This is a genomic window from Rathayibacter sp. AY1F2 (genome assembly GCF_002930885.1).
Classification (GTDB): Bacteria; Actinomycetota; Actinomycetes; order Actinomycetales; family Microbacteriaceae; genus Rathayibacter.
This window is the reverse complement of the sequence record NZ_PSVG01000026.1, coordinates 1-23720: the sequence shown is the minus strand read 5'-3', so window position 1 is coordinate 23720 and position 23720 is coordinate 1. Positions and strand designations below refer to the sequence as shown.

Here is a 23720-nt window from a genome sequence, read left to right as displayed (position 1 = left end):
CTAGGAGCCGTTGGGCTTCCTGCTGGCCCGCGACAGACGTTCCCCTTCCCGAACGGTGCTGAGCATTTCAGGCCGAGACGCGACCACGAGGAAAGCGGTGACGTCGCTTAACCTGAGCCGGTGGGGACGTTCTCGAAAGTGCGCAACACGGTCGCGGTCGCGGCATGCCTGGCGGTCGTGACGGGATGCACGGCGCAGCCTGCACCACCGACTCCGCCACCGGCGACGAACACGGACGACGGCTTCACCTCCCCGCTGACCGGCGATCTAGGCGTAGCGACGTTCACCGGGAACGATGGGACCACCGGCGCCGTCCAGTTGAGCGCGGCGGACGGCCGACTGGCCCTGACATCCGACGAGCTCGTCATCCCCGCCGCGTCTTCTGGTTCCGTCGCGGTCATGGGAGCGCTCGATCCGATCGACGCGGATACCACCTGTTTCGACGTCGATTTCCCGATGCGTCTCGCGGACGCGGAGTCCGGGAAGCCCTACAAGGCGTGGCGGAACCTCGCAGAGTTCCGCGGCGACCCGACAGCGATCGATCAACTCGTTCTCACGACCCGCCCGCAGGATGACCCCGACTGCTCAACCAGAATCCTTGCCATCGCTGACGTCCAGTGAACGTGCAGCCGCAGCGCAGCACCCTCGTGGCCCGGGACGCCGGCCCACGTGCAGCAGCGCGTGGCGAGGTGTCGTCCACGGACGGAGTGCTGACGTCGTACGCGGTCGCTCGCAACGACCTCGCAGAGGACGTCGCGGCACGATTCGGCATGACGGCCGACGACCTGTTCTACCTCAACCCGTTCCGGTTCCCTTCGGACGAGATTCTGCGCGTCGGTGAAGAGCTGAACCTCACCGTCGCTGCGCGATGACCTCCCCACGGGGTACTCGATGCCGTGCCTGACGTCCCGACTCTTGATCGACCTGGTGCAGCGCAGTGCATGATGTCCCGATGAACGTCGGACATGCCCCGCGGCCAGATGGAGTGACGCCCATAGTCTTCGCCTTCGTTTTCGCCGCTCTCGGAGCCGTCGTGGGAGTCATCGCCTCCATCTACATGTGGGACCCAAGGGAGACGTGCAGAACCCGCGGCGGAAGCAGCCTGACCGGGGAGAAGTTCCTCTGGAACCCGCTGTGCTCGGATGGTTCAGTAGTTCAGCCGATGTGGATGACGCTGACGACAGCCGCGGCGCTGGCCGTAGCCATGGCGTGCATCGTCATAGCGGCCATCCACCGTCAAGCTCGACATGATGCACAGGAAACTGCGGCGCCCGATGTTCCGCATGACTACTCGCGCCAGACCCGGCCGGAGGACAACGGGCTCCGCAAGCTGGGCGACGAATGGTGAGAGACGGCAGCTCCGAAGGGTTCCCTCCCGATGAGCGTTAGACAGTCGCCTCGGCCGGATCATGCGATCCCCCTGATTTTCGCCGTGCTCTTCACCGTCTTCGCCGCCGCTCTCGGGTTGATGTCCTCGCTCTACATGTGGGATCCGGGAGAGGCGTGCGAGGTCCGTGGAAGCTACTCCAGCTCCGGGAGCTTTTTGTGGAATCCGCTGTGCGCGGACGGTTCGGCGGTCCAGCCGATGTGGATGACAGTGGGAGCCGCTGCTGCACTGCTCGGTGCCGGCGTCTGCGTCGTCCTCGCGATCGTTTTCCGAGTGCTCAACCACGAGCGGGAAGTCCCGCCGCCCGTCGTTTCGCACTGGGACTAAACGGTCGAGGGTAGATTCGCCAGATGGTGACGACCCGGACCTCCCGCTCGACTCTGGCTCTGCCGCTCACCCTCCCGATGCTTGCGCTCGTCGGTTGCGCCGGTTCGACGGCGGGGGCTCCGGCATTGACGTCGACCGCCGCGCCGGCACCGACCGCGACCGCCACCCCGACGTCGACCGCCTCCGCTACTCCGACGCCGACCTCGACTGCGGGTGCGGCGGCGGCTGGTCCGGTGTGGCCGGCGGACCCGTGCCAGGACACGCAGCTCACGGTCACGGTGGAGGACCGGCCCGAGCTTTCCGGGGCGGGCCAGGAAGGGTTCGCGATCGTGCTCACGAACGCCTCGGATCAGGCGTGCTCGTACTTCGGGTGGCCGGGCGTTCTGATGCTCGGTGCCGATGGGACGCAGCTCACCACCGCCGGCACGTCGGGTGCGGAAGCGTTCCCGGGGGTTCTCGCTCCGGGCGAGTCGGCGCAGGCGGAGGGCCAGCTCTCGGCGGTCGGCGCGTACGACTGCACGCCGACGACCGCGACGACTGTCCGGGTGCTCGTCGCCTCAGACGGCGCCGGCGCGGGAATCGACACGCCCTCCGATTTTCAGGTCTGCGGCGGGGACGGTCGCAGTGACTTCACGACCGGGCCGCTCATGCCGGTGTCCTGACTCTTCTGAGTCCCGGCTGCAGTCATGGATGGGTTCGAGGGTGGAGACAGCTTCGTGCTGTTCCTGGTTCTAGGTGCCCTTCCCTTCCTCCTCCTGGTCGCCGTGGTCTCGGTCGTCACGATCGGCATACTTCAATGGATCAGCGGGCGCGGGCGGCCCCGTCCGTAGGCTGAGTGCAACCACCCCTTCGGCACGGCGCCGACCGGAACTCAAATGAGTAAATGAAGCAATGAGCACATGGGTTCGCCGCCTACAGCTACTGGAGTAGTCCCGCTGAACGATCCCCATACGGGACGAGGGAGACGGGTTCGATTGACGCCGATCAGCTTGCGGGTCGTTCGTCCCAGACACCGCCGTAGGGCGTGATCGTCTTCAAGAACTCTGCGCTTCCCCACGCCGGATCGCCGGGGATCAGAACGAGGGTCGCCTCCTCGCGCAGCATCGGATCTCCGTTCGGGTAGGGCGCCCCGGCGGTGCAACTCGCTGGCGTCGACACCACGTCGAGGACGTCACCCACCTTTGCCTCGCCGCCGAAGACCTCGGTGACGGTCGCGCGGTGAAGCGATGCCTCTTCGCCGTACATCGTCACTGTCGTCTCAGTCGGCTCGAGCTCGGCTCGCACGATGAAGTCGTGCGTGCCAGCGGCGTCCTCCAGAGAGTCGTACGCCCTCCAGTCCAGGCAAGCCGGCTCACTGAACTCCGATACGAAGGCAGGAGCGCACCCTGCCATCGCACTCATGACTAGGAGCAGGCCAGCACAACGCAGCACAGCGGCCTTCATCGTTCCTCCTCTGCGCGGCATACCCAACACCGATCAGCCTAGGTCGGAGCGGAAAGGACTACAGGGCCGCACAGCGCGCAGACCTGCTCGGCGACGACCCCGCCTCTATCGTTTCCGGCAATCAAGCCGCGAGGCGTCCGGAGCACCACCCCCATACGGGACGCGCCTGCCGACGAGAGATCCGGCTCAACGGTCTCGACGACGCACTCTCGACACGCGTACAGGGATTCCAACTCCGGGCTTCGCTGGCATGTACCCGTAGTTGTCCGCCCACAGCTCCGGCTCGCTCGCGCGGTCGATCCAACGCAGCGAGTACACCCGACCCCGGACGTCGACCGAACCTCCGAGTAGTTCATCGAAGACCGACTCATCACCCAGCTCGAAACCGTCCTCGTACGGCGGGCCCACGCGCGGATGGGATTCATCGAAAGCAGGCTCATAGAAAAACGTCCACGCGATCCCCCATCGCGGATCACTCAGCTCCCGCCTCCACCACGGGCCGCTGGCCGCGAGGTGAGCACCGACCTGCACCGAGAAGTAGCCCGCTAGCTCACCCTCGAATGACGCCTCAGCGACAGCCTCGCGAAACCGCTCGAGCTCAGGACGCAACTGCGGCGAATCGCGCTTACTCGAGTGGAAGAACATTCGCTGACGGTACTGCGCCGAACACGCCACAGCCACCGGGCTGCTCAGTGGGTGACCGGCCACCCATGGGTTACCGGTCGGGCAGGTGATCCTCCGGATTGATGTCCGCTCGCTGTAGAGGTCCGTCGTAGACGCTGCCGGTGCTCCACATGGCGATGACGGCCCATCCGAGGTCGGCATGTGCGATCGTGCCCTCCGGGATGGTGCGCGAGAAGAGGGCGTAGTCGATCCCGTCGACAGGGAGTACCGAGACGGTCCATCCGTCTCGGTCTTGGGCGAGAGCGAGCGAACGAGCTTCGACTTCCTCGATCACGGTGACCCCATCGCGCTTTCGGGAGTCTGTGGGGAGCGTGCCGAGGAGGAGACAGTCGGCGGCGAGGGAGGCGATCGTCACGGGGTCGGTCACCATCCCGTGTACGTGACCGCGGGGTCCGACGCGAGTCCCGGGGCGCACCATGGTGCGGACCGAGCAGCGCGCGACGTGCAGTCCGCGATCGATCGCGATCGTCGTGTCTTCATCGGTGCCGGCGCCATGAGTCGTGGTCCACAGCTCGCGGCCTGACAGGGGGATGAGCGTCTGCATGTGCTCATCCAAGCCTGTGTCCGTGGTCGTGCCAAGGAGTCGTCGTTCATTCACGCTGCCTTACTCCGGTGCTGTCCGTTAGGGGATCCCCTTACGGAACACATGATCGTGGAGTGCTGAACGTTCTGATTCATGGCGTGTTCACCGACGTGCCGGACCATGATGCTCATGGAAACACGAGAACTGGCATGGGGCATTCTGGCGTGGCCTGCCGTTGCGGTCCTCGCGCTGGTGCGAACCGCGGGCAGCTGGGATGTATCGGGCGGGTCCGCAGCAGGGCTCATCGCGGGCACGGCAGCTGCGTTCACTGTCGCGGGCGCACTCCTGTGGCTTCCCTCGAGTCTCTGGCTCGACCGGCGGACACTCCGCTTCCCGCGCGTCGGGCAGGCGGCCGCGTTCCTGGGTCTGGGACTCGTGATCGGCGCCGCCGCCTCCACCGCGCTGGTACTCGCGTCCGGAAACGCGACCTGGCCCTCCTCCGCTGGCCTCATCACGGAATACGCAGTCACGGCAGGCATCGCCTCCCTCCTCGGCCGGCTCCTCGCCACCACCCTTCACGCGAAGAAGCTGCCGATCGTTCCGACGGCGACGAATCGCGTGAACCGCTGAATGATCCGGGTCGTCGATCGATCAGCGTGCCAGCAGCAGTCCGGCCAAGCCGATGACGACCGGCACCACGGCAAAGGCCAGGAAGAGGTAGGAGAGCACGAGTCCCACCGTCGACTCCCAGCGAGGACCGACGTGTCGTCGCGCCTGACGACCGACGAGGACGCCGGCCAGCGGGAGAAGGTACTGCAGCGTGGTCGCGACTCCGATGACCAGGGGATCGCCCACCCACAGGTGGGCCACCGCCAGGTATCCGACGGCGTAGGACACGACGGCGAGAACGCCCAGCACGAACGCAGCCCGCGTCCACCCTCGTCCGCTCCGCCGCGCGGTACCCGTCTCCTTCATCACACTCATACCTCCACTGTACGAATCGCTCCTCGCGCACGCCCGCCCCTCGGAGCATGTGCCGGTCCTTCGCCCGACGTCTCGTTCGGTGACACGACCACGCCTCGGCGAGCTGCTGTCCAGCGTCAGCCGGCGAGCCGGCGTCCACAACGAGGACGCGACTCGGATTCGGAACATGTCCGATGGCTGCCTCGATAGCCTCAGCGCATGAAGATCCGAGCCGGTTCGCCTGACGATCGCGGGCCCTGCATCGACCTCTGGCTGGAGGCACTCAGAGCACGAGACGGATGCAGTCAGGACGACGCGGTCGCCGAGAGGGCTCGAGCGAAGTTCCACCGGCCTCTCGTTCGGTTCGCCGTCATCGGCTCGGATCCCCTCGGGTTCGCTCTCACCGTCGACACGGGCGATGGTCCGGGCCGACACAGTGCGCTGCTCGAACTGCTCGCCGTCGCACCGAGCGAGACAGGGCGCGGGCTCGGCCGGACACTGCTCGACGACGCGGTCCAGTCCGCCTCTCAGCTCGGCTACCTCGTCCTGAAGCTGCACGTCCGCGCCGGAAACGATCGGGCGGAAGGGCTTTACAAGGCGTCCGGCTTCGAGCCTCACGGGGATCCCGCGCCGCATCCGCTCGGTGGTCATCCGATGATCGAGTACGCGCGGACTCTGACTCACGTCAGCAACTGAGGACCTCCGGCCACCGATCCCCGTGCGGGCCACCTCGCGCGACCGGATCACATGCGCACTCAACGCTGGTCGAGCGGTCGGGTCATGGCAACCTCATCCCATGAGCGTGAGCGACGGACAGGCCTGTGCCCCACGGGACCTCGACGTGTTCACCGACCGACTCCGACTGTGCCGGCCCGCCGAGACCGACCTGGACGAGCTGTTCCGCCTCTACACCGATCCGCGGATCGCGGAAGAGGATCCACTCCTCCTCCATCTCTCCGCCGATCAGACCCGGGCCGTGATCGCGTATCGAAGGACCCAGTGGACACGGGACGGACTCAGCAGCTGGGTGATCCGCCGGCGCGACTCCCCCATCGACAGCCGTGATCTGATCGGAATGGGTGGATGCACTCTGCTCTCCGATGCAGCCTGGAATGTGGCGTTCACCCTCCACCCCGACCACTGGAGCAAGGGCTACGCGCAGGAGGTCGCCCTCGCCGGCATCGAACTCGCCCACCGCCTCCGACCGGAGCTGCCCATCACCGCGGTCGTCGCAGAACGCAACGCACGCTCCCGCCGCACCATCGAACGACTCGGCCTCGCGCTCAGATGGGAGGGTCCGGACGCGCACAGCCCAGACCCGACCGCACGAGTCGTGCTCTTCGCCGACCGCCAGCTCTCCGCTGAACAGGTCCGCCGGCTCACCGGCTGAACCCGATCGCCGATCGGCTCATCCGCCAGCTCAGCGAGAGCTCCCCTCACGGGCAGCGAGTCGGCACCGCCGGTGAGCATGGCGATCCTCCGCTGCGGGAACTGCAAGCGAAGCCGACCTGTCGGTCCCCCAGCCGGCGCCTCCCCCTCCCCGCTCCTCGATCCCCGACCGCAGGGCAACGAGACACGACGACGCTGCGCTCGGGAGTCCACCGGCAACTCCTTGAAGGGGCACCGCCGTCCGTCGCCGGACGGATTCACGTCCACCTCTTGTTCATTCCGGCTTCGTTGTCCAGCGCCGTCGGCTGCCCTAGCGTTCGGCAGGTGGACACCAGGAGATCGACCTCGACCGGCTCTAGCTCCGTTGTGTCCTGGGTCGCTCTCGCGTCAACCGGCGTCGCCGCCGCGACACTCTGGATCGCGGACGCCGTCTGGTACGGGATCCCCGAGTCGGGTGGCCCGGGAGTCAGTCTGCTCTTCATCGGCGGATGGGGTCTTCTCACGTGCGCCGCCCTGCTCACGGTCGGCGTGCTCATCCATCTGGCGCCCTCCGCGCTGAGCCGCCACGGAAAACGCCCCGTCGAGTTCGTGCTGCCGAGCGCCGCACTCCTCCTCATCGCGGGGATCCTGCTCGCGCATCCGCTGGCGGGCAGCGCTTTCGCCTGACCCTCACCGGCATCGACCCTCGAAAATGTCTCGGCGCCTCCGGGCCCTCTCGTCAACGGGCTCTGGTGGCTTCACAATTACAGCGAGGGGTGCAACCGTTCGGGTCGGTGCACCCCTCGCTGCCGGTTGGCCGAACGCGCGCCAACCTCGAACGACCAGCAGCCAGGGATCGCCGATCGAGCGGTCACAGCCTAAATTTTCTAGACGGTCTAACTAAGTCCCCTTTCCGGGTGAGGTGGATCGTGCAGGCGATGCTGGTGCTTCGGCTGACCGCGGGCGCCGAGTTGGGAGCGGAGCGATCCGATTTCGAGGTCGATCACTCCTGGTACGGGTCGAAGCGGTGGGCGGGGCGGGGTGCGGTGGTCGTGGTGGTCATGGTCAGGCCTTCCTGTGCAGCAGTGGGAGAAGAGGAGGGGCGGGGACCGGTGCGAGCCGGTCCCCGCCGGGTGGGCTAGCTGAGTCCTGCGGCGTCGGCGGGGGTGCTGTCGCCGGTGACGACCTGCTCGACCGGGGAGAGCGCGTAACCCCAGGCCGCGAGCTGGCGGAAGTGCTCGGCCGTGCGCTCGTCGCCGCGGCGCCAGGACTCCTTGCTCGTGTGCGCCTCCTGCCCTCCGAGCACGACGGCCAGCGCGACCAGGCGGGCCTTCGCGGGGTTCCCCTCGATCAGCGCCGCGAGAGCGTCGGCGCGGTAGCCGGAGGGGCGCTCGATGCGCAGCAGCGCGTGCGCGAGGTCGCTGCCGTTGCTCATCCCCGACGACACCGCGAACCGGTGAGCGGTGAGGCCCAGGGCGATGACGCGATCCGCGTCCTTGGGGAGGGTCTTGCGGGCGAGGAACGTCGCGATCCACTCGCGGCGCACCTTCTCGGCCGCGTTCCACGCCTTGTTGTTGGCGATGAGCACCTTGCGCTCAGCGGACTTCTCGGCGCGCTCCTCCTCGGCCTCCTCCTCGGTCTGCGGCTGCTCGGGCGCTCCGTAGGCGTAGGTGAATCCGGCAGCGGTCGGGTCCTGAACCAGGAGCGTGACCTCGACCTCGCCGCGCCAGCTGGTGTCGATGAGCACTCCGCGGCCGGGAACGGCCGCGACCTGCTCCGGGGTGACGCTCTTCCCGTCCTCGCCACGCAGCTGCCGCACCGGCGTCCACGTCGCCTGGTCGCCGTAGGCGTCGGAGCGGGTGAGGATCTGGAAGACGTTGCCGGTGTACTCGGCGGCGGTCGCCGCGAGGAGCCCCTGGTGCGCGGCCTCGTCGCGGAGGGTCTGCGCGGTGTGCTCGAACCGGGCCGGGTCGTGTATGGCGACCTCGATCAGGGTCGCGCAGGCGTCGGCGTCGTCCTCGAACTCCAACAGCACCGCCGCCTGGTCAAGGGTCAGCTCGTGCTCGTGCAGAACGGACGTGACGGTCGCAGACTCCGCGACCGCAAGCCCCTTCTTAACCGCGTCGGTCTTGGTGCCGGTGCGCTTGGCGATCGCTGCGGCGGACACGCCCTCGAACGCGAGCTGCGCCCACGCGGCGGTGCGGTCCGCGACGCTCAGCTCGGCGCGCTGGTCGTTCTCGATGATCTGCTGAACGATCCGGTACTTCCGAGCCGCCAGCAATCAGTCAGGTGGACGAGCCGGTCGTCGGCCCGGCCCCTACGCGCACCAGTCGCGCGAGCGTCCGTTGACGCTGCGCGCGGTGTCGCCGGTGCCGAGGTCGACGAGCACGGTCGAGGTCGCGCTGAAGCCCGGCTCGCCCGGGTAGTCGTCCGGCCGACCCTCGACCGAGACGGTCTCGACGGCGAGGTACTGCCCGTTCGGCGAGAGGCAGACGCCGCGGATGCGCCCCGTCGGCGAGGTGCGGAACACCTCCGAGGTGCCGGACGCGTCGACGCGGACGACGGAGTACTGGGTCGCCCCCGTCTCCGGCGCGTACACGGCCTCGAGCTCGACGTAGCTCCCGGAGTCGAGGAGCAGGATCTGCACGGGCGACGCGGTCGCGCTCACGTCCGCCGGCGGGAGGGCGAGCGTCTCGACCGAGCCGTCGGCCAGGTCGATCAGCGAGCCCGACTCCGGATCGGCGACCACGAGCCGGTTCGCGCCGGGCACGAATCCGCGCAGCTCCGCGTGCTGCCCGAGCGGGCTGATCGAGCCGGGCGTCAGCAGGTCGAGCAGGAGCACCGTGTCGTCGAGCGAGTGGGTGACGACGGAGGTGGTGCCGGGCACGAACATCCAGTCGCGCGCCCGCAGCGGCCCGCCGTCGATCCCGAGCACGGGGACCGCCTCGGCCTTCTGGTCGGTGAGGTCGTAGGAGTAGAGGGCGCGGTCGAGCGGGCCCGACGGCGCCTGCCCGGTGAAGGTCCAGCCGAGCACGCCCTTCTCGGGCGAGGAGTGCAGCTCGCGCACGGTCCCGGGGCCGGGGAGCGGGATGACGCCCTCGGAGCCGGTGTCGAGCGTGACCGTGCGGAGGAGGTTCGTGTCGTCCGGCTCGATGGTCACGACGACCAGCACCGGGCCGACGACGGCGTAGTCCTGGATCCGGTCGGCCGTGACGAGGACCCGGGCGTCGCCTCCGGAGAGCGGGCGGACGCGGACGGCGTCGGGCTGCGAGGGGTCGTCGGCGGTGCGGTCGAGGGTGAAGAGGTCGGGGTCCTTCGTGGTGAAGGAGGCGGAGACGTCGGCGGCCGAGCCTGTCGCGGCGCTGCGGGCGTCGTCGATCCCGATCTCGTAGCGGGTGGCGTAGCGGAGGGTGTCGGTGAAGGTGACGGTGAGCACGCCGCCGTCGAGCTCGGTGGTGTGCGGGGCGTCCGGAGCGACGCGGACACGGTCGAGCGCGTCGGGCTCGAGCGCCTGGTCGAGGTGCAGGCGGGCTCGGGAGCCGTCGCGCTCGACCACGCCGTCGGTGCTGACCTCGAGGGAGGCGACCCGGGGCCCCTTCGCGACGGTGGCGGCGGTCAGGCCTCCGACCGCGAGGACGAGCACCGCGACGACCGCCCAGAACAGGCGGGGGAAGCGGGAGGCGCCTGCGGAGTCGAGGCCGGGAGCCCGCCGCGCGCCGCCTCCGGCCCGTCGCCCGCTCTGCGCAGATGTGCCGCCGCCGGGAGACGCGCCGCGCTCGGGAGTCGCGCCGCGCTCAGTAGACATACGGCATCGCCGGCTCGTCGATCGGAGTGAGCGCCTCCGGCTCCAGCACGACCGCCTCGGGGCTGGTGACGCTCGGGTTCGCGCCGAAGCCGCCGCTCGCCTCCAGCCACTGCCCCTCCGACCAGGTGTCGGCCCAGCCGGCCTGGTAGACCGGCACGCCCACCGGCTGCGCGTCCACCGCGCAGCAGGTGACGACGAAGCGGGCGATGTAGAAGACGTTCTCGGGGTCGGAGGCGTCGGGGGTCACGAATCCGCTCACCGTCGCCGTGCGGCCGGCGAGGAACTGCTCGCTCGCGCCCTGACGCAGCAGGGTCGCCCAGTCGCGCACGCTGAAGGAGGCCGTGTCGCCGGTGGGCGCCGCAGCGGTCACGGAGGCGTCGACGGCGCTGGTGTTGACCTCGCGCTGCGTCGCGGTCGAGGCGGTGAGGGCGGCCGGCGGGAGCACGAGCAGGGCGACGGCGGCGGAGGCGATCACCGCGACTCCGGCCGCGACCGCGACCACCCGGCGCCAGGGGCGGGCGGGCACGGGGGCGTGGAGGTGCTCGACGTCGTCCTCGTGCGCATGGGCGTCCTCCTCCGCTCGCGGCACCACCGCGAAGGCCGCGATCAGCAGCACTCCGGCGATCACCGCGAGCACCACCGAGAACTCGAAGTAGCGGGGGTGGATGTAGAGGCCGAGCCGGCCGGTCGCGGCGAGCCACAGGGTCGAGACGACGCCGATCAGGCTGAGGACGACGCCCTTCCAGCGGGCGAGGAGGCGCTCAGAGCGCATAGTTCACCGCCAGTCCCAGCACGGCCGCGGCGAGGGCGACCAGCACGGTGACGCGCACCAGCGTCGCGGCCGAGAACGTGGTGCGCAGCAGCGCGAGCATCTTGACGTCGATCATCGGACCGAAGACGAGGAACGCGATGATGCCTCCCGGCAGGAACGTGGAGCCGAACGAGAGCACGAAGAACGCGTCGACGTTCGAGCAGATCGAGATGACGAAGGCGAGCACCATCAGCGCCAGCACCGACCAGAGCGGGTCGCCGCCGAGCGTGGTCAGCACGTCGCGCGAGACGCCGACCTGGATCAGCCCCGCGATGGCGGCGCCGACGAACAGCGCCGGCATCATCGCCCCGGTCTCCTCGGCGAACAGCAGCACGCTGCGCCGGGAGCGGTCGCGGAGGGAGCGGGACGGCCGCTCGCCCGCCTCGCACGCCGCGCGGAAGCGGTCGGTGAGCAGGCTCATCGGCTCGGAGTGGCGGCTGAAGATCCAGCCGACGAGGTTCGCGATCGCGAAGCCGCCGACGATGCGCCAGACGAGGATCCCGTCGCCCCAGCCGAAGGCCTGGTAGGTCGTGACGATGGTGATCGGATTCACGATCGGCGCGGCGAGGAGGAACGTCATCGACTCCGACACCGAGAGGCCCTTGACGATCAGCCCGCGCGCGAGCGGCACGTTGCCGCACTCGCAGACCGGGAGGAGCACGCCGAGCAGCGAGATCACGAGGCGCCGCGGGAGCGCCCGCTTCGGCAGGATCCTCAGCAGCACGGTCTCGGGCACCCACAGCTGCACCGCGATCGAGAGGACGATGCCGAGGAACACGAACGGCAGCGACTCGATGACGACGCTGATCGAGAGGGTGAGGAAGTCGCGCACCGCGTCCGAGAGGGCGTCGCCCGCCGCGTCCGGTGCGAGCAGGCGCGTCGCCACGAGGACGGCGACCAGGGCGAGCCCGAGGAGCGGCCCGCGCCGCGACCGCCGGGCGCCCGGGGACGCGCGGGTCGGGGCGGCGAGCGCGGATTCGGGGGACATCCCGACCCATCGTAGGCGGGGGTCCTGCGCGGGCCGGCGCGGGGCGCGGCTGCGACGTACCCGGCGAGTGTGAGCCCGGCCCCGCGAGGTCCGGCCGACCGCGAGTGTCCGATGGTCGTCGCGCTCGCGCTCGAGTGCGACGACTTCTGGACACTCGGTGCGAGGGCGGGCGCCGAGGTTCGCGGGAGGCGGGCGCGGCACTCGCGCAGCGGCCCTCCGGGTGCAGGATGAGCGCATGCCCGCCTCCCCCGCGCACCCCCTCCGCGTGCGGATGCAGCCGCGCGCGATCGACGAGGCGCACCGCGTCTCGAGTCCGCTCGAGCTGCTCGTCGACCTGACCTTCGTCGTCGCGATCGCGCAGATCGCCCAGCAGCTCGCCCACGCCACCGAGGAGGGGCACCTCGCCGAGGGGCTCCTCCCCTTCGGCATGGTGTTCTTCGCGATCTGGTGGGCGTGGATGAACTTCACCTGGTTCGCGTCCGGGTACGACACCGACGATGTGCCGTACCGGCTGCTGACCCTCGCCCAGATGGCCGGCGTCCTGGTGCTCGCGGCGGGAGTGCCGGCCGGCTTCGAGGAGGGCGATTACCGGGCGATCACCATCGGCTACGCGATCATGCGGTTCGCGCTGGTGAGCCAGTGGATCCGCGTGGCCGTGTCCACTCCGGAGCACCGCACCTCCGCCGTGCGCAACGCCGTCGGCTTCTCGATCGTGCAGGTCTGCTGGCTGCTGCGGCTGCTCCTGCCCGAGGAGGTCGGGGTGGTGAGCTTCCTGCTCCTGGTCGTCTGCGAGCTGGCCGTGCCCCTCTGGGCGCAGCGGGCGGGCGACGCGAACTGGCATCCGCACCACGTCGCCGAGCGGTACGGGCTGTTCACGATCATCCTGCTCGGCGAGGGCGTCCTCGCGGCGGTGATGGGCGTGCAGCGGGCGGTGACGGAGGCGGGCGTCAGCACCTCGCTCGTGCTGGTCGCGGCCTGCGGGCTGGTGATCGTGTTCGCGCTGTGGTGGCTGTCGTTCTCGCATCCCTCCGGCGAGCTGCTGGAGCGGCGGCGCGGCCTCTCCTACCGCTGGGGCTACGCGCACTTCGCGGCGTTCGCGGCCCTCGCGGCGCTGGGATCCGGGCTGGAGGCGGCCGTCGCCGCGACCGCGGGCCACCTCGAGGCGTCCGACACGGTGATCGGCGCGGCCGTCGCGGTCCCGGTCGCGGTCTTCGTCCTGACCCTGTGGGCGGTGCACGCGCCGCTCGGCGAGCACCAGCCGATGCCCGCGCGGCTGGCGCTCCCCGGTGTCGCGCTGGCGCTGGCGACTCCGCTCGTGGCGGGGGCGCTCGGCGTGGGCGGGGTGCTGGTCGCGCTGGCCGCGGTGTCGGCGGGGCTGGTCGCCGCGGTGGTGGGGCGCGGGCGCACCGCGGAGTGACGGGGTCGGCGGGCGAGGCGCGTCGCCGTCCCGAGAGGCGCGTTGTGGGGGCGGAGGAGCGGACCGCGCCTCGAGACACAGCCCTCGTCGACGAGTCGCCGGCCTGGCGGCGGTGTCCCGGCGGGGGCGGAACGCCTCGGCGAGCGCACCGCGGCAGCGGCTACCCCCGGCGCGGCAGCGGCTCCGGGCGGCGGGGCACCCAGCAGCGGACGCGCGAGCGGTAGCGCTCGAAGTCGGCGCCGAAGCGGGCGGCGAGATCCGCCTCCTCCAGCGGGCGCACGGCCCGATTCCAGACGACGGCGCCGAGGAGCGCGTACAGCACGACCAGCCACGACGAGAGCAGCAGCCCGACCGCCGCTCCCTGCACGATGCCGGCGACCGCCATCGGGTTGCGGACCCAGCGGTAGGGGCCGGCGATCACCAGCCGGTTGGTCATCGCGATCGGCAGCGGCGTGCCGTCGCCGAGGAGCGACATCGTGAGCCCCGACCAGATCCCGAGCGCGCTCGCCGCGACCAGCAGCAGGACGCCGACGCCGACGACCGCGGGCGGCGCCGCTCCGAGGCCCACGCCCCAGCGCTCCTCCAGCGCGGCGATCACCAGCGGGACGACGACCAGCGCGCCACCCCAGAACACCGCGATCTGCCCGAGGGTCGCGGCGAGGTGCGATCCGGGTCGGCGGCCCGCGGTCGCGACCCGGAAGGAGAAGGGACCGGAGGCGATCCAGCGCGTGGGCACCCGGCCGAGCAGGAGCAGGCACGCCGCGACGACGGAGCCGCCCGCCGCGGCGATCATCGCGACGACGCCCCAGCCCGCCTCCCCCGTCAGGGTGGCCCAGACGGCCAGGGCGACCGCGACGAGGAGCGTCCAGGCCGTCGCGGTGACGGCCGCCCAGCGGATCCCGGCGGCGGCGAGAGCGGAGGCGCCGACGAACAGCGGGAGGTCGAGAGCCGCGACAGGGACGGGATCGAGGCTGCCGAGCGTCGCGGTCCGCACGGCGGGGACGAGCGCCACGGCGACCCACCAGGCCGCGCCGCCGAGGGCCTGCACGGCGAAGTAGAGGCGTCCCCAGGGCATGGCTGCACGGTACTTCATAGCTGAACCCAAGGAACGACCCAGGGCGTTGACGGGCTCGGCGCCCTAGGCTCGGAACCAGTTCCCGCCGCCTCCACGAGAAGCGGCCCACCACGACGCCAAGGACGACGCCGATGAACCGCACGACCGTGATCACCGCACTCGCCTGCGGGCTCCTCCTCACCGCCGCCGCAGCCACTCCCGCTGTCGCCGCGACCTCGGACACCGCCGGGGACTCCACCCGCTCCGTCGACGAGTTCGGCGTTCTCGCCGCGACCGACGGCGACACGCTGCTGATCAACGGGCGCGCCTTCCTCCTCGAGTAGGTCCTCCCCGCCGGGCACGGCCGCGAGGACGCCACTCGCGGCGCCGGCCTCCTGATCCGCCGCTGCGTCGACGTCGACGCCGCCGCGGCCGTAGTCCTCGTGACGACGGTGCACGGCTTCTCCGGGCCCGAGATCCTGCCCGCCTACCGCGAGGCGCTGCGGCATCCGCGCACCGCGCACCTGGTGTCGATCTCGGACAGCGACCGCTCCCCCGAGCTCGACTACGCGGCGACGGTGCACCACGGGATCGACGTGGACGGCTTCCCCGCCGGATCCGGAGGCGAGGACCTCGTGATCCTCGGCCGGATCCACCCCGACAAGGGCACGGCGGAGGCGGTCCGGATCGCCGCCGCGGCCGGGCGCCGACTCCTCCTCTGCGGCATCGTGCAGGACGAGCGCTACTGGCGCGAGGAGGTCGAGCCGCTCGTCGACGGGACGCGCGTCGTCTACCGCGGCTCGGTCGGGCCGGAGGAGCGCGCCCTCGTGCTCGGCGGAGCGCTCGCGCTCCTGCATCCGATCGGCTTCGACGAGCCGTTCGGCCTCTCCGTCGTCGAGGCGATGGCGTGCGGGACGCCGGTGATCGCGTACCGCCGCGGATCCATGGCCGAGATCATCGACGAGGGCGTCACCGGGTTCGCGGTGGGCTCCCTGTCGGAGGCGGTCGCCTCGGTCGAGCGGATCGGACTCCTCGACCGCGCGGCCGTGCGGGCGACCGCGCGCCGCCGCTTCGCCGTGGACCGGATGGTCGACGAGTACCTGGCGGTGTACGCGGGAGTGCTGGGGCGCTGACGCCGGCGTCACATCGGCATCGGATGCTCGCGTGACTCCCGGCCGTCTGCACCGAGTCGCCCGGGAGGGCTCGTTCTCGACGCGGAGAACGAGCCCTCCCGGGCGACTGAGCGATGCTGATAGGAAGAGGCCGTGCCTCGACCTCATCTCTTCGTCACCCGCGGGAGCCTCCTCCACTTCGCCTGCGACGGGTGGCTCCTGCCGACGGACCGCTTCCTCTCGTTCACGGACTTCTGGCGGGGGGTCCCGCAGCTGGAGGATCGCGCACGCTCCGCGCTGACTCCGGAGTTCTCGGACGGCCGACAGGCGGCACTGCCGCTCGCGCCGCGCGACGGCGAGCCCACTCCCGTCCTCACCGCCGTCCCCGATCGCGCCGTGCACGACGCCGAGGACAGCGAAGGACTCGCCGACATCGCCCGCCGCCTCCGGGCGTTCGTCGAGGTCGCCGCGCGGACGGCGACGAGAGATCGGCGCACGAGGCGGCCGCTGCCGCTCCTAGCCGTGCCGCTCTTCGCGACGGCGGGAGGAGGATCAGGGACCCTCCGCGACGCCGTGCTCGCCCAGCAGCTCCGCGTGCTGCGGGAGGCCGCCGAGGCGTTCCAGGTCGACATCGCGATCGTCACCCTCCGCGCCGACGTCCACGCCTTCGCCCAGTCCAGGCGACGACTCGATCCCGCGACGTCCTGGCCCGAGCTGGAGGCTCCGGCCCTCGAGGAGGCGCAGAGCCTCGCCGAGCGCGCCCGTCGCCGCCGGCTCGTGCCCTTCCTCGGCGCCGGGACCAGCGTCAGCGCCGGCGGCCCCTCCTGGGACGGACTGCTCGAGGAGCTCGGCCGCGAGATCGGACTCGACTCCGAGACGTCCGCGGTCCTCAGCGGGAAGAACGTGCTCGACCAGGCGTCCTACCTCGCGACGCTCTTCGACGAGGAGCAGCCCGGACGGTTCGCCGAGGCCGTCGCCCGTGAGATCGGCTCCCTCGAGCGGTACGGTCTCGCTCCGGCGCTCCTCACCGCGATCGACTCCGAGCAGGCCATCACGCTCAACTACGACCGCCTCTTCGAGGCGGCGTCCGAGGACGCGGGCGTCCCCCGCGCCGTCATCCCCGGCGACCACGAGGGCGACCACGAGCGCTGGCTGCTCAAGCTCCACGGCACCGTCGACGACCCGTCCTCGATCGTCCTCACCCGCGACGACTACCTCGGCTTCGACTCCTCCCGCCGCGCCCTCTCCTCGATCGTGAAGGCCACCCTCGCGACCCGGCACCTGCTCTTCGTCGGCTTCGGCCTCACCGACGACCACTTCCACGAGATCGTCCACGACGTCCGCCGCGCGTTCCCCTCCTCCGCCTCGGGAACGCTCGCGACCGCGCTCACCCTCTTCGCCGACCCGCTCGACGAGCGCCTCTGGCAGGGGAGGCTGCGGCTCGTGCCGATGCTGCCGGTGCCCCGCGATCCGTCCCGCATCGGCGAGGCCGCCCGCGTCCTCGAGATCTTCCTCGACGCCCTGGCCGCCTTCGCGACGGACGCCCACTCGTACCTCCTTGCACGGGGACACGAGAGCGCGATGACGGCCGCAGAGCTGCGGCTGCGGGAGCGGTTGACCGCGCTGCTCCGGGAGGCGACGGCGGAGGAACGGGCGACCGGAGCGTGGCAGGAGGTCGCAGGGATGAGTGAGCGGCTGGGTGGGGAAGGGCGCTAGCTCGGACAGCGCTCGTCCCTCGAGGGCCGAACGGCCGAGCCGGCGGTCGTCGGCGAGTCCTGCGCGGATGGACGAAGGACCAGCGGATCGACTGATCGCGGGCGAGAGGTCACCGGCCTCCCGCCCGGCACCGCTCAGACGGCGTCGTGGAGCTCGACGTTGTCCTGATACTCGAAGTGCGTCTGGACACGATCCGAGACGTCGATGTTCTGCAACTTGCTGGACGCTGGGATGAAGCCCACCAGACCAGCTGCCGTCTCACCGGCCTGAGCCGTCCGGTAGACGAACTTGAGGATCGCGTCGTTGCGGGAGTGGTAGCCGTAGACCGCTTCGTCGACCGAGGCGGTCAACGAGTCCCAGTTGCTCTTCGCACCGATCGCGGTGCCGAGGAGATGTGCGGCCTGGATCCGCGGCCCTCCGGGCTTCGTGCCCATGGACTGCGCGGCGACGACCATCGCCCTCGCTCCCAGACTGTGACCGATGAGCACGTACGACTTCGCGTTCGTGCGTGCAAGGAGATCACCGATGATCACGCCGGTCTTGTCGGCGCGGTTCTTCGCGACGTGCCAGGGGTTCCTCGCGAGGTCCGAGGCGATCATCGCCGGCCCGGCGACGCCTCCGAGAAGCTTCGCCCCCGCCTTGTGCCCGAGCGCCGCCGCTCCTCTGAGCAGCCCCATGGCGACGCCCTTGCCTGCTGCGCCCAGGGCGAGATCCGTCAGATCCCGCAACTCCTTCGACCCCCATCGGACGCGGTAGACGGGCGAGTCCGGGTAGCGGGAGTCGACGATCGACTTCCACTTGCCCCATCGGTCTCCCTCACCGTCGGTGAGGAACCCGTTAGCGACGACCACGGGGACGCCGCCCGTTCCCGGACGGAGCAGCTCGATCTGGAACGACTTGTCCTCGCTCAGGTAAGCGTTCGCGACCGATGCCCCGAGGACACCTCCCACCGCCGCTCCGACGGCCGTGACGACCGCCGTGCCGCCGGCCATGCCGAGCCCGCCCGCTGCGAGGGTGCCGCCGCCGAGCAGCGCGAGTCCGTGTGAGCTCGCCGCTGCGCCGGTGAATCCGCCGAAGACGCCGAGCGAGCCGATCGCGCCGCCGATGGCGGGAGCGGCGAGGAGAGCGACCGGCGCCGCCATCGCGAGGACAGCGATGCCGCCCACGATGATCTTCGAGGTCGCGTCGAGGTCGGGCTTCTCGTACTCGAGGAAGGCCTCGTAGTCGTGCAGCTCGCCGAAGCTCCCCTGGGCCTTCTCGAAGCCCGGGATCTCGTGCTTGTGCTCGGCGCAGAACTGGGGGACGCGCAGAGCGCCGCGCTCGCGCACCGCCATGTTGCCGCAGCCGACAGCCACGCACGGGAGCGTCGCGGATCCGCAGCCCTTGCAGACGTACACCGGAAGCTGCCCCGCGGGACGGTTGGACTTCCGGTGCTCGGTGTTGAAGAAGCACGACGAGCACCATCCGTGCTGGACGTCCAGCAGCGAGACGTCGTCTGCGACGTCCGCGATCCACTGCGCCGTCTTCGCGTACGTCTCGGCCACTTTCTGTGCGGTCCGCCGCTCCTGCTCCACCTGCTGGAGAGCGGCCTTCTGCTCGGCCGGATCCGAATACGCGAGAGCCTCGGCATTGGACGTCATGCGGGCGCGATACCAGGTCTTGGCGTACGCCCACATGTTGCTGCGCAGTGCAGGATTGCTCTCGAGAACGCCACCGCTCTCCGTCACCGGCTCGAGATCGGTGAATTCCCCCGCAAGGGAGAGAGTCGCCCCCTGATCCGAGACCACATCCACTCGGAGACGGGTTCCTTCGACGACATAGGCGTGCAGTGAGCCGGGCATGGGTTGATCGTGCCATACCGGTCGAGGTCCGGTTCGCTGCGGAAGGGCTGTCGCTTCCTTCTCGATCGGTCGCCGTCCCGTTGGATTCTCCGCGCTCATCGCGTCGGACTCTCCCCCATACCAAGACCGGAGCAGACGGACTCGAAGACGGTCAGTGACACCCCCCTCTTCTCCCGGCGCGAAAAGGGAGCCGATGCGGTGAAAGTCGGTACCGTCCGACAGACTCACCGGAACGACGAAGGGGACGAAGTGCAGTTCACGATCAACGGCGCCACCTACGAACTCACACGGGAACAAGTCGAGAGCACCCTCGCCCGTACCGCGCCGGCCGAGGTGAGCACGTACTCCGTCGAGGTGAGCGGCAGCCGCTTCCCCGTGAAACAGGTGATCTCCGAGGTCACCGGTCTGCAGAGGAGCGAGTTCACCTCCGGCCAGGCACAGCGGGTCCTCACAGGGCTCGGATTCCTGGTGCTCAGCACTGCTCCGGGAGCTCGAGGGCGCATCTCCGGTTCCACGCGGTCCTTCGACGGCGTCGAGTGGGGGCTCGCCGCATCCGAGCACGGTTACGAGGAAGCGTCCTCGGGCAAGCTGCATCTCCCAGGATGTGCTCACGGCGTGACGACTCCGATCCGCATCTGGGCTCAGGACGAAGTGCTGAAGGCCTGGGGTGCTGCGCCGGATGTCGATCTCAGGACGCTGACGCGACCGGGATGGTGCTCGGACTGCGCGGCCATAAGAGGAACGACCGACCCCGGCGTTCCAGCGGAGCAACCGGAGACGTCCGGACGGACGGGCCGGGCGGAGCGGACGGCGATCGCGCAGGCCGCCCGGGTCGTCCTCGACGGTGGTCTCCGACGCCAGGCCTCCGCGTTCGACGGCCGGACGGTGACCTGGACCGCTGATACTGCGGCGGCACTCCGGCGAGCGATCGAGACACCCGGGTCGACCGGCACTTTCCGTGAGCGGATCGCCGAGCAGATGACTGATCAGCCGAGGGCGGTCGTCCTGCTCGCCGCTGAGCTCTGCTTCCTGCAGCGCCTCCCCCTCATCAACATCCGGGCGCAGACGAAGCTCGCTCTTCTGCAGGAGATCCTCGACGTGCTGCCCGATCGCCCCCGGGTCCCTGATGTGATCGTCGACGCCCTCGACACTCGCGGCGTCTTCAACGGCGGTCAGGGGTTCAACCAGCAGATCGCACAGCATCTCCTCTGGTTGTGCGATTTCGTCCGGCAGTGGGACGCCCTCGCGTCCGATCATCGCGAAGCCGCGCTCGGCGATCCCTGGCTCTTCCGCGACCGCACGCTCGACGTACAGGGTGATGCTCCACCGATCCGGAGCTCTCTGCTCGCTCTGGCCTGGCCGAGCTGCTTCGAAGCAATCGTCTCCGTCGCGCAGAAGCACGCGATCCGCGACGCCTTCGCGGGAGCGCTCCCGACGGTGACGGACGACGTCGACCGCGATCTGCTCGCTCTGCGGGACAGCCTCGACCCGAGCGGCGAGCTCGACATCGCCTGGTACTCGCCACCGTGGGACGCGGAATGGTGGCTTGCGGCACCGCAGACCGAGCATCGCGGCTGGGCCGTACCCTCGGCCGCTCCCGGCGCGCCACTCGCCCTCCCAGGCCTCCACGTCACGCTCCCGCCGGATGGCGGTCGAAGCGGCATCCGCGACGAAGCGCTCCGTTCATGGAGAGACTGGCCGACGTCCGGGGCCGGTCCGCGACCGCTCATCACCGATCTCCTCACCGAGGTGGATTCGGCTGCGCAGTTCCTCGTGACGATGGCGGCCGGCGACCAGGTCTTCGTCGACGGCTCCGACGACGTGCACTGGGGCGTCATCGGAGAACTCGATTCCCGAGGACGACGCGGCGTCGACTGGCGAACGCCGGTCTCGAGGTCGGAGATACCGAACGCCGTCCTCGACGTCCTGTCCGGCAGCGCTCCGATCACCGACGTCGGCTTCCTGATATCGCCGCCGATCGCACCGACGCCCGCACCCCCGCTGTCCGGCCCCCTCCGCCTCCCCCGCAGCACGCCCGAACTCGCGGGTCGCCTGCATTACGACTCACTGTGGCTGAACGAGGTGCTGGGTCTCCTCGAGGAGCGTCGCCAAGCGATCTTCTTCGGGCCTCCCGGAACGGGCAAGACCTATCTCGCCCGTGCTCTCGCCGACTTCATCGCGCCGAAGGGCGCGGTCCGCATCGTCCAGTTCCACCCCTCCTACTCCTATGAGGACTTCTTCGAGGGGTTCCGGCCGACGGTCGATGAGAAGGGGTCCGCGAGTTTCCGACTCGCACCGGGGCCGGTACGTCTTCTCGCTGCTGCAGCGGCGGCGAACCCGACAGTGCCGCATGTGCTGATCATCGACGAGATCAACCGGGCGAACATCGCGAAGGTGTTCGGCGAGCTCTACCTGCTCCTCGAATACCGCGACGCCGGGGTCTCACTGCAGTACTCGCCGGAGGAGGACTTCCGTCTGCCCGAGAATCTCTTCGTCATCGGAACGATGAACACGGCAGACCGCTCGATCTCCCTGGTGGACGCGGCGATCAGGAGGCGGTTCTCGTTCGTCGAGCTGCACCCCGCAGAGGAGCCGGTACTCGGCCTGATCGAGCGATGGTCGAAGGCGCAGCACCATGAGATCAGCCGAAGTGCTCTGCTGAGGCAGCTCAACGAGCGGATCGGCGACCTCGACCGCGATTTCCAGATCGGCCCGTCCTACCTCATGGGCGCTTCTGCCCGCACGGACTCCGGATTGGCGAGGATCTGGGAGTACGACATCCTTCCGCTGCTCGACGAGCACTACTACGGACGCTTGTCTCGCGCGGAGGTCCGGGCGACGTTCGGTCTCAGCGCTCTCGAGCCCGGTGCTGTCGCGGATCCGGACGAAGCGGTCGACGACGCTCCGGCCCGATGACCCGCGTCGAGTTCGACGAGAACGGCGGCTGGACGGCGGTCTCGTTCGACCCTGAAGTCATCGGTCGCGTGTGCAGCGCAGGGCTGCTCGAATCCCGCATGACAGCGTCAGGCGCCGAGGTGAAGCCTCAGCTCAACAGGATCGGGGCGATTCGGATCGATGGCGACGAGGTCGTCGTCCGTCCGAAGGCCGCCTTCTCCTCGGTGCTCTTCATGCTGGGGTACGCGGCGGACCCGGGCTTCCGACCGGAAGAGGTCTCCGGCGACGGCAGGGAGATCTTCCCCGCGGTCGCCGAGACGTACGCGCGCATCGCGGAACGTGCACTCGGGCACGGCCTCCTGCAGGGGTACCGACGGTACGACGAGAGCGCAATGACGGTGCGCGGGCGGGTCCGGTTCTCCGACCAGATGTCGCGCCGCGGCGGACGACTCCTCCCGATCGAGCTGACGGTCGACGACTACTCGGCCGACATCGTCGAGAACCGGATCCTGCGTGCGGCCGGCCGGCTGCTGCTCGCCGTGCCCCGCGTGTCGCCGGACGTCCGGCGGCGCCTGGCGCACCTCGACTCGAGACTGTCGGAGGCAGCCCTCCTGCGGCCAGGGACGATGACACCGTCGTGGCAGCCGTCGCGGCTGAACCAGCGCTATCAGCCCGCCCTGCGCTTCGCCGAACTCGTGCTCGCACGCATCACGCCCACCACGACGAACGGCGGCCACACCGTCGCCTCCTTCGTCGTCAATATGGCGGAGGCGTTCGAGGCATTCGTGACCACGACTCTGAGCAGCGCTCTCTCAGGGGTCTCGCGGGGCGTCAGTATCGGTCAGTTCCCCGCTCATCTCGATCTCGAACGACGCCAGCCGATCCGACCCGACTTCGTCCACGTCGCCGGCGGCCGACCAGTGGTCGTCATCGATGCCAAGTACAAACTCGGGCCACCGAGGGTCGAGGACCTCTACCAGATGCTGGCCTACTGCACAGTGCTCGGGCTGGCTGAAGGGACGCTCGTCTACGTCTCGAGCGCCGGAGACCCGAGTGATCGGACAGCGACGGTGAAAGGCTCCGGTGTCGTGGTTCGGACGGTGCGGATCGACGTCACGAGGCCGCCCGCCGAGATGCTCGCTCAGCTGGACGACATCGGTCGAGCGGCTGCCAGGCGGGCAGGGATCAATACTTCTTCCGGCCTCTGAACTCCGCGCCTCGTCGTAGGGCCGCCTGCTCCATCGGACGACTCAGCTCAGACGGCCCGCCGCCTCAATCCCGCCCCGCACCCCACGAGCCGCTCCTCCTACTGGCCCTGGCGCTTCAGCGCGCGGTCCGGCCCCGTGCTGGTGCCGGATGCGCCCGAGCTGCCGACGTCCGTGGTCG

Annotated in this window: 26 protein-coding genes; 16 read left to right on the top strand and 10 right to left on the bottom strand. The window is 69.9% G+C overall.

Annotation, left to right across the window (positions count from 1 at the left end; translation table 11 throughout):
* The first annotated feature begins 120 nt into the window (after nucleotides 1-120).
* The 6 genes from C5C54_RS15580 to C5C54_RS18075 all read left to right on the top strand — a co-directional run bounded on the left by C5C54_RS15580 (nucleotide 121) and on the right by C5C54_RS18075 (nucleotide 2544).
* Entirely contained in the window at nucleotides 121-621 is a 501-nt protein-coding gene (locus C5C54_RS15580; RefSeq protein WP_104288740.1) for a hypothetical protein, read from the top strand.
* Between the two features lie 68 nt (nucleotides 622-689).
* Nucleotides 690-872, top strand: coding sequence for a LysM peptidoglycan-binding domain-containing protein (locus C5C54_RS15575; protein WP_104288739.1), 183 nt, complete (start codon nucleotides 690-692; stop codon nucleotides 870-872).
* Nucleotides 873-952: 80 nt separating this feature from the next.
* The gene (locus tag C5C54_RS15570; RefSeq protein ID WP_146085251.1) at nucleotides 953-1348 is read left to right on the top strand and encodes a hypothetical protein; all 396 of its coding nucleotides are present in this window, start codon (nucleotides 953-955) and stop codon (nucleotides 1346-1348) included.
* Between the two features lie 84 nt (nucleotides 1349-1432).
* On the top strand, nucleotides 1433-1714 hold the full coding sequence (locus tag C5C54_RS15565; RefSeq protein WP_104339209.1) for a hypothetical protein: 282 nt from the start codon (nucleotides 1433-1435) through the stop codon (nucleotides 1712-1714).
* 23 nt (nucleotides 1715-1737) lie between these two features.
* Entirely contained in the window at nucleotides 1738-2376 is a 639-nt protein-coding gene (locus C5C54_RS15560) for a DUF4232 domain-containing protein (RefSeq protein ID WP_104288736.1), read from the top strand.
* Nucleotides 2377-2400: 24 nt separating this feature from the next.
* On the top strand, nucleotides 2401-2544 hold the full coding sequence (locus C5C54_RS18075) for a hypothetical protein (RefSeq protein WP_181127436.1): 144 nt from the start codon (nucleotides 2401-2403) through the stop codon (nucleotides 2542-2544).
* Nucleotides 2545-2698: 154 nt separating this feature from the next.
* Here the strand turns inward: C5C54_RS18075 and C5C54_RS15555 are convergent, their stop codons facing one another.
* The 3 genes from C5C54_RS15555 to C5C54_RS15545 form a co-directional block, all read right to left on the bottom strand.
* A complete protein-coding gene (locus C5C54_RS15555) occupies nucleotides 2699-3157 on the bottom strand; it encodes a hypothetical protein (protein WP_104288735.1) in 459 nt (152 codons plus the stop codon).
* A gap of 186 nt (nucleotides 3158-3343) precedes the next feature.
* A complete protein-coding gene (locus C5C54_RS15550) occupies nucleotides 3344-3802 on the bottom strand; it encodes a hypothetical protein (RefSeq protein ID WP_146076582.1) in 459 nt (152 codons plus the stop codon).
* Between the two features lie 70 nt (nucleotides 3803-3872).
* Nucleotides 3873-4385 (bottom strand): hypothetical protein, encoded by a 513-nt coding sequence (locus C5C54_RS15545; RefSeq protein ID WP_104288734.1) that lies wholly within the window; start codon nucleotides 4383-4385, stop codon nucleotides 3873-3875.
* Nucleotides 4386-4544: 159 nt separating this feature from the next.
* On the opposite strand from C5C54_RS15545, the gene C5C54_RS15540 reads away from it, so the two are divergent.
* Nucleotides 4545-4994 (top strand): hypothetical protein, encoded by a 450-nt coding sequence (locus C5C54_RS15540; protein WP_104288733.1) that lies wholly within the window; start codon nucleotides 4545-4547, stop codon nucleotides 4992-4994.
* Between the two features lie 21 nt (nucleotides 4995-5015).
* Here C5C54_RS15540 and C5C54_RS15535 read toward each other — a convergent pair whose 3' ends face one another.
* Nucleotides 5016-5348 (bottom strand): hypothetical protein, encoded by a 333-nt coding sequence (locus C5C54_RS15535; protein ID WP_104340470.1) that lies wholly within the window; start codon nucleotides 5346-5348, stop codon nucleotides 5016-5018.
* A 198-nt stretch (nucleotides 5349-5546) separates the two neighbouring features.
* On the opposite strand from C5C54_RS15535, the gene C5C54_RS15530 reads away from it, so the two are divergent.
* From C5C54_RS15530 to C5C54_RS15520, 3 genes are all read left to right on the top strand, one after another.
* The gene (locus C5C54_RS15530) at nucleotides 5547-6023 is read left to right on the top strand and encodes a GNAT family N-acetyltransferase (protein ID WP_104223376.1); all 477 of its coding nucleotides are present in this window, start codon (nucleotides 5547-5549) and stop codon (nucleotides 6021-6023) included.
* A 100-nt stretch (nucleotides 6024-6123) separates the two neighbouring features.
* The gene (locus C5C54_RS15525) at nucleotides 6124-6717 is read left to right on the top strand and encodes a GNAT family N-acetyltransferase (protein WP_104269213.1); all 594 of its coding nucleotides are present in this window, start codon (nucleotides 6124-6126) and stop codon (nucleotides 6715-6717) included.
* Nucleotides 6718-7082: 365 nt separating this feature from the next.
* The gene (locus C5C54_RS15520; protein ID WP_104288731.1) at nucleotides 7083-7382 is read left to right on the top strand and encodes a hypothetical protein; all 300 of its coding nucleotides are present in this window, start codon (nucleotides 7083-7085) and stop codon (nucleotides 7380-7382) included.
* A 451-nt stretch (nucleotides 7383-7833) separates the two neighbouring features.
* Here the strand turns inward: C5C54_RS15520 and C5C54_RS15515 are convergent, their stop codons facing one another.
* The 4 genes from C5C54_RS15515 to C5C54_RS15500 are packed head-to-tail and all read right to left on the bottom strand — an operon-like array spanning nucleotide 7834 to nucleotide 12299.
* Entirely contained in the window at nucleotides 7834-8976 is a 1143-nt protein-coding gene (locus tag C5C54_RS15515) for a hypothetical protein (protein WP_104288730.1), read from the bottom strand.
* Nucleotides 8977-9012: 36 nt separating this feature from the next.
* Complete coding sequence (locus C5C54_RS15510) at nucleotides 9013-10500, bottom strand: hypothetical protein (protein WP_104288729.1); 1488 nt, start codon at nucleotides 10498-10500, stop codon at nucleotides 9013-9015.
* Nucleotides 10490-11272 carry a TIGR03943 family putative permease subunit gene (locus C5C54_RS15505; protein ID WP_104288728.1) on the bottom strand — a complete coding sequence of 261 codons (783 nt, stop codon included), beginning with the start codon at nucleotides 11270-11272 and terminating at the stop codon, nucleotides 10490-10492. The genes C5C54_RS15510 and C5C54_RS15505 overlap by 11 nt, the downstream gene beginning before the upstream one ends.
* A complete protein-coding gene (locus C5C54_RS15500) occupies nucleotides 11262-12299 on the bottom strand; it encodes a permease (RefSeq protein WP_104288727.1) in 1038 nt (345 codons plus the stop codon). The genes C5C54_RS15505 and C5C54_RS15500 overlap by 11 nt, the downstream gene beginning before the upstream one ends.
* 235 nt (nucleotides 12300-12534) lie before the next feature.
* On the opposite strand from C5C54_RS15500, the gene C5C54_RS15495 reads away from it, so the two are divergent.
* Nucleotides 12535-13716, top strand: a complete 1182-nt coding sequence (locus C5C54_RS15495; RefSeq protein WP_219812215.1) for a low temperature requirement protein A — start codon at nucleotides 12535-12537, stop codon at nucleotides 13714-13716.
* 160 nt (nucleotides 13717-13876) lie between these two features.
* On the opposite strand, the gene C5C54_RS15490 is transcribed toward C5C54_RS15495, so the two are convergent.
* Entirely contained in the window at nucleotides 13877-14791 is a 915-nt protein-coding gene (locus C5C54_RS15490; protein WP_104288726.1) for an isoprenylcysteine carboxylmethyltransferase family protein, read from the bottom strand.
* Between the two features lie 131 nt (nucleotides 14792-14922).
* On the opposite strand from C5C54_RS15490, the gene C5C54_RS15485 reads away from it, so the two are divergent.
* The 3 genes from C5C54_RS15485 to C5C54_RS15475 all read left to right on the top strand — a co-directional run bounded on the left by C5C54_RS15485 (nucleotide 14923) and on the right by C5C54_RS15475 (nucleotide 17598).
* Nucleotides 14923-15114: a hypothetical protein gene (locus tag C5C54_RS15485; RefSeq protein ID WP_104223384.1), complete on the top strand. Its 192-nt coding sequence runs from the start codon at nucleotides 14923-14925 to the stop codon at nucleotides 15112-15114.
* A 99-nt stretch (nucleotides 15115-15213) separates the two neighbouring features.
* Nucleotides 15214-15903 (top strand): glycosyltransferase, encoded by a 690-nt coding sequence (locus C5C54_RS15480; protein WP_258063354.1) that lies wholly within the window; start codon nucleotides 15214-15216, stop codon nucleotides 15901-15903.
* A 132-nt stretch (nucleotides 15904-16035) separates the two neighbouring features.
* Entirely contained in the window at nucleotides 16036-17598 is a 1563-nt protein-coding gene (locus tag C5C54_RS15475; RefSeq protein WP_104288724.1) for an SIR2 family protein, read from the top strand.
* Between the two features lie 134 nt (nucleotides 17599-17732).
* On the opposite strand, the gene C5C54_RS15470 is transcribed toward C5C54_RS15475, so the two are convergent.
* Nucleotides 17733-19238, bottom strand: coding sequence for a DUF726 domain-containing protein (locus C5C54_RS15470; RefSeq protein WP_219812214.1), 1506 nt, complete (start codon nucleotides 19236-19238; stop codon nucleotides 17733-17735).
* A 210-nt stretch (nucleotides 19239-19448) separates the two neighbouring features.
* Between C5C54_RS15470 and C5C54_RS15465 the strand changes: the two genes are divergently transcribed.
* On the top strand, nucleotides 19449-22355 hold the full coding sequence (locus tag C5C54_RS15465; RefSeq protein WP_219812213.1) for an AAA family ATPase: 2907 nt from the start codon (nucleotides 19449-19451) through the stop codon (nucleotides 22353-22355).
* Complete coding sequence (locus C5C54_RS15460) at nucleotides 22352-23542, top strand: McrC family protein (RefSeq protein ID WP_104234076.1); 1191 nt, start codon at nucleotides 22352-22354, stop codon at nucleotides 23540-23542. The genes C5C54_RS15465 and C5C54_RS15460 overlap by 4 nt, the downstream gene beginning before the upstream one ends.
* Nucleotides 23543-23720 lie beyond the last annotated feature (178 nt).

Excerpts from the sequence above, each read along its gene's own strand:
- C5C54_RS15490 (WP_104288726.1), bottom strand. The coding sequence starts at position 14,791 with ATGCCCTGGGGACGCCTCTACTTCGCCGTGCAGGCCCTCGGCGGCGCG.
- C5C54_RS15510 (WP_104288729.1), bottom strand. The coding sequence starts at position 10,500 with ATGTCTACTGAGCGCGGCGCGACTCCCGAGCGCGGCGCGTCTCCCGGC.
- C5C54_RS15550 (WP_146076582.1), bottom strand. The coding sequence starts at position 3,802 with ATGTTCTTCCACTCGAGTAAGCGCGATTCGCCGCAGTTGCGTCCTGAG.
- C5C54_RS15545 (WP_104288734.1), bottom strand. The coding sequence starts at position 4,385 with ATGCAGACGCTCATCCCCCTGTCAGGCCGCGAGCTGTGGACCACGACT.
- C5C54_RS15530 (WP_104223376.1), top strand. The coding sequence starts at position 5,547 with ATGAAGATCCGAGCCGGTTCGCCTGACGATCGCGGGCCCTGCATCGAC.
- C5C54_RS15570 (WP_146085251.1), top strand. The coding sequence starts at position 953 with ATGAACGTCGGACATGCCCCGCGGCCAGATGGAGTGACGCCCATAGTC.
- C5C54_RS18075 (WP_181127436.1), top strand. The coding sequence starts at position 2,401 with ATGGATGGGTTCGAGGGTGGAGACAGCTTCGTGCTGTTCCTGGTTCTA.
- C5C54_RS15540 (WP_104288733.1), top strand. The coding sequence starts at position 4,545 with ATGATGCTCATGGAAACACGAGAACTGGCATGGGGCATTCTGGCGTGG.
- C5C54_RS15485 (WP_104223384.1), top strand. The coding sequence starts at position 14,923 with ATGAACCGCACGACCGTGATCACCGCACTCGCCTGCGGGCTCCTCCTC.
- C5C54_RS15535 (WP_104340470.1), bottom strand. The coding sequence starts at position 5,348 with ATGAGTGTGATGAAGGAGACGGGTACCGCGCGGCGGAGCGGACGAGGG.
- C5C54_RS15525 (WP_104269213.1), top strand. The coding sequence starts at position 6,124 with ATGAGCGTGAGCGACGGACAGGCCTGTGCCCCACGGGACCTCGACGTG.
- C5C54_RS15460 (WP_104234076.1), top strand. The coding sequence starts at position 22,352 with ATGACCCGCGTCGAGTTCGACGAGAACGGCGGCTGGACGGCGGTCTCG.
- C5C54_RS15470 (WP_219812214.1), bottom strand. The coding sequence starts at position 19,238 with ATGACGTCCAATGCCGAGGCTCTCGCGTATTCGGATCCGGCCGAGCAG.
- C5C54_RS15560 (WP_104288736.1), top strand. The coding sequence starts at position 1,738 with ATGGTGACGACCCGGACCTCCCGCTCGACTCTGGCTCTGCCGCTCACC.
- C5C54_RS15500 (WP_104288727.1), bottom strand. The coding sequence starts at position 12,299 with ATGTCCCCCGAATCCGCGCTCGCCGCCCCGACCCGCGCGTCCCCGGGC.
- C5C54_RS15495 (WP_219812215.1), top strand. The coding sequence starts at position 12,535 with ATGCCCGCCTCCCCCGCGCACCCCCTCCGCGTGCGGATGCAGCCGCGC.
- C5C54_RS15505 (WP_104288728.1), bottom strand. The coding sequence starts at position 11,272 with ATGCGCTCTGAGCGCCTCCTCGCCCGCTGGAAGGGCGTCGTCCTCAGC.
- C5C54_RS15555 (WP_104288735.1), bottom strand. The coding sequence starts at position 3,157 with ATGAAGGCCGCTGTGCTGCGTTGTGCTGGCCTGCTCCTAGTCATGAGT.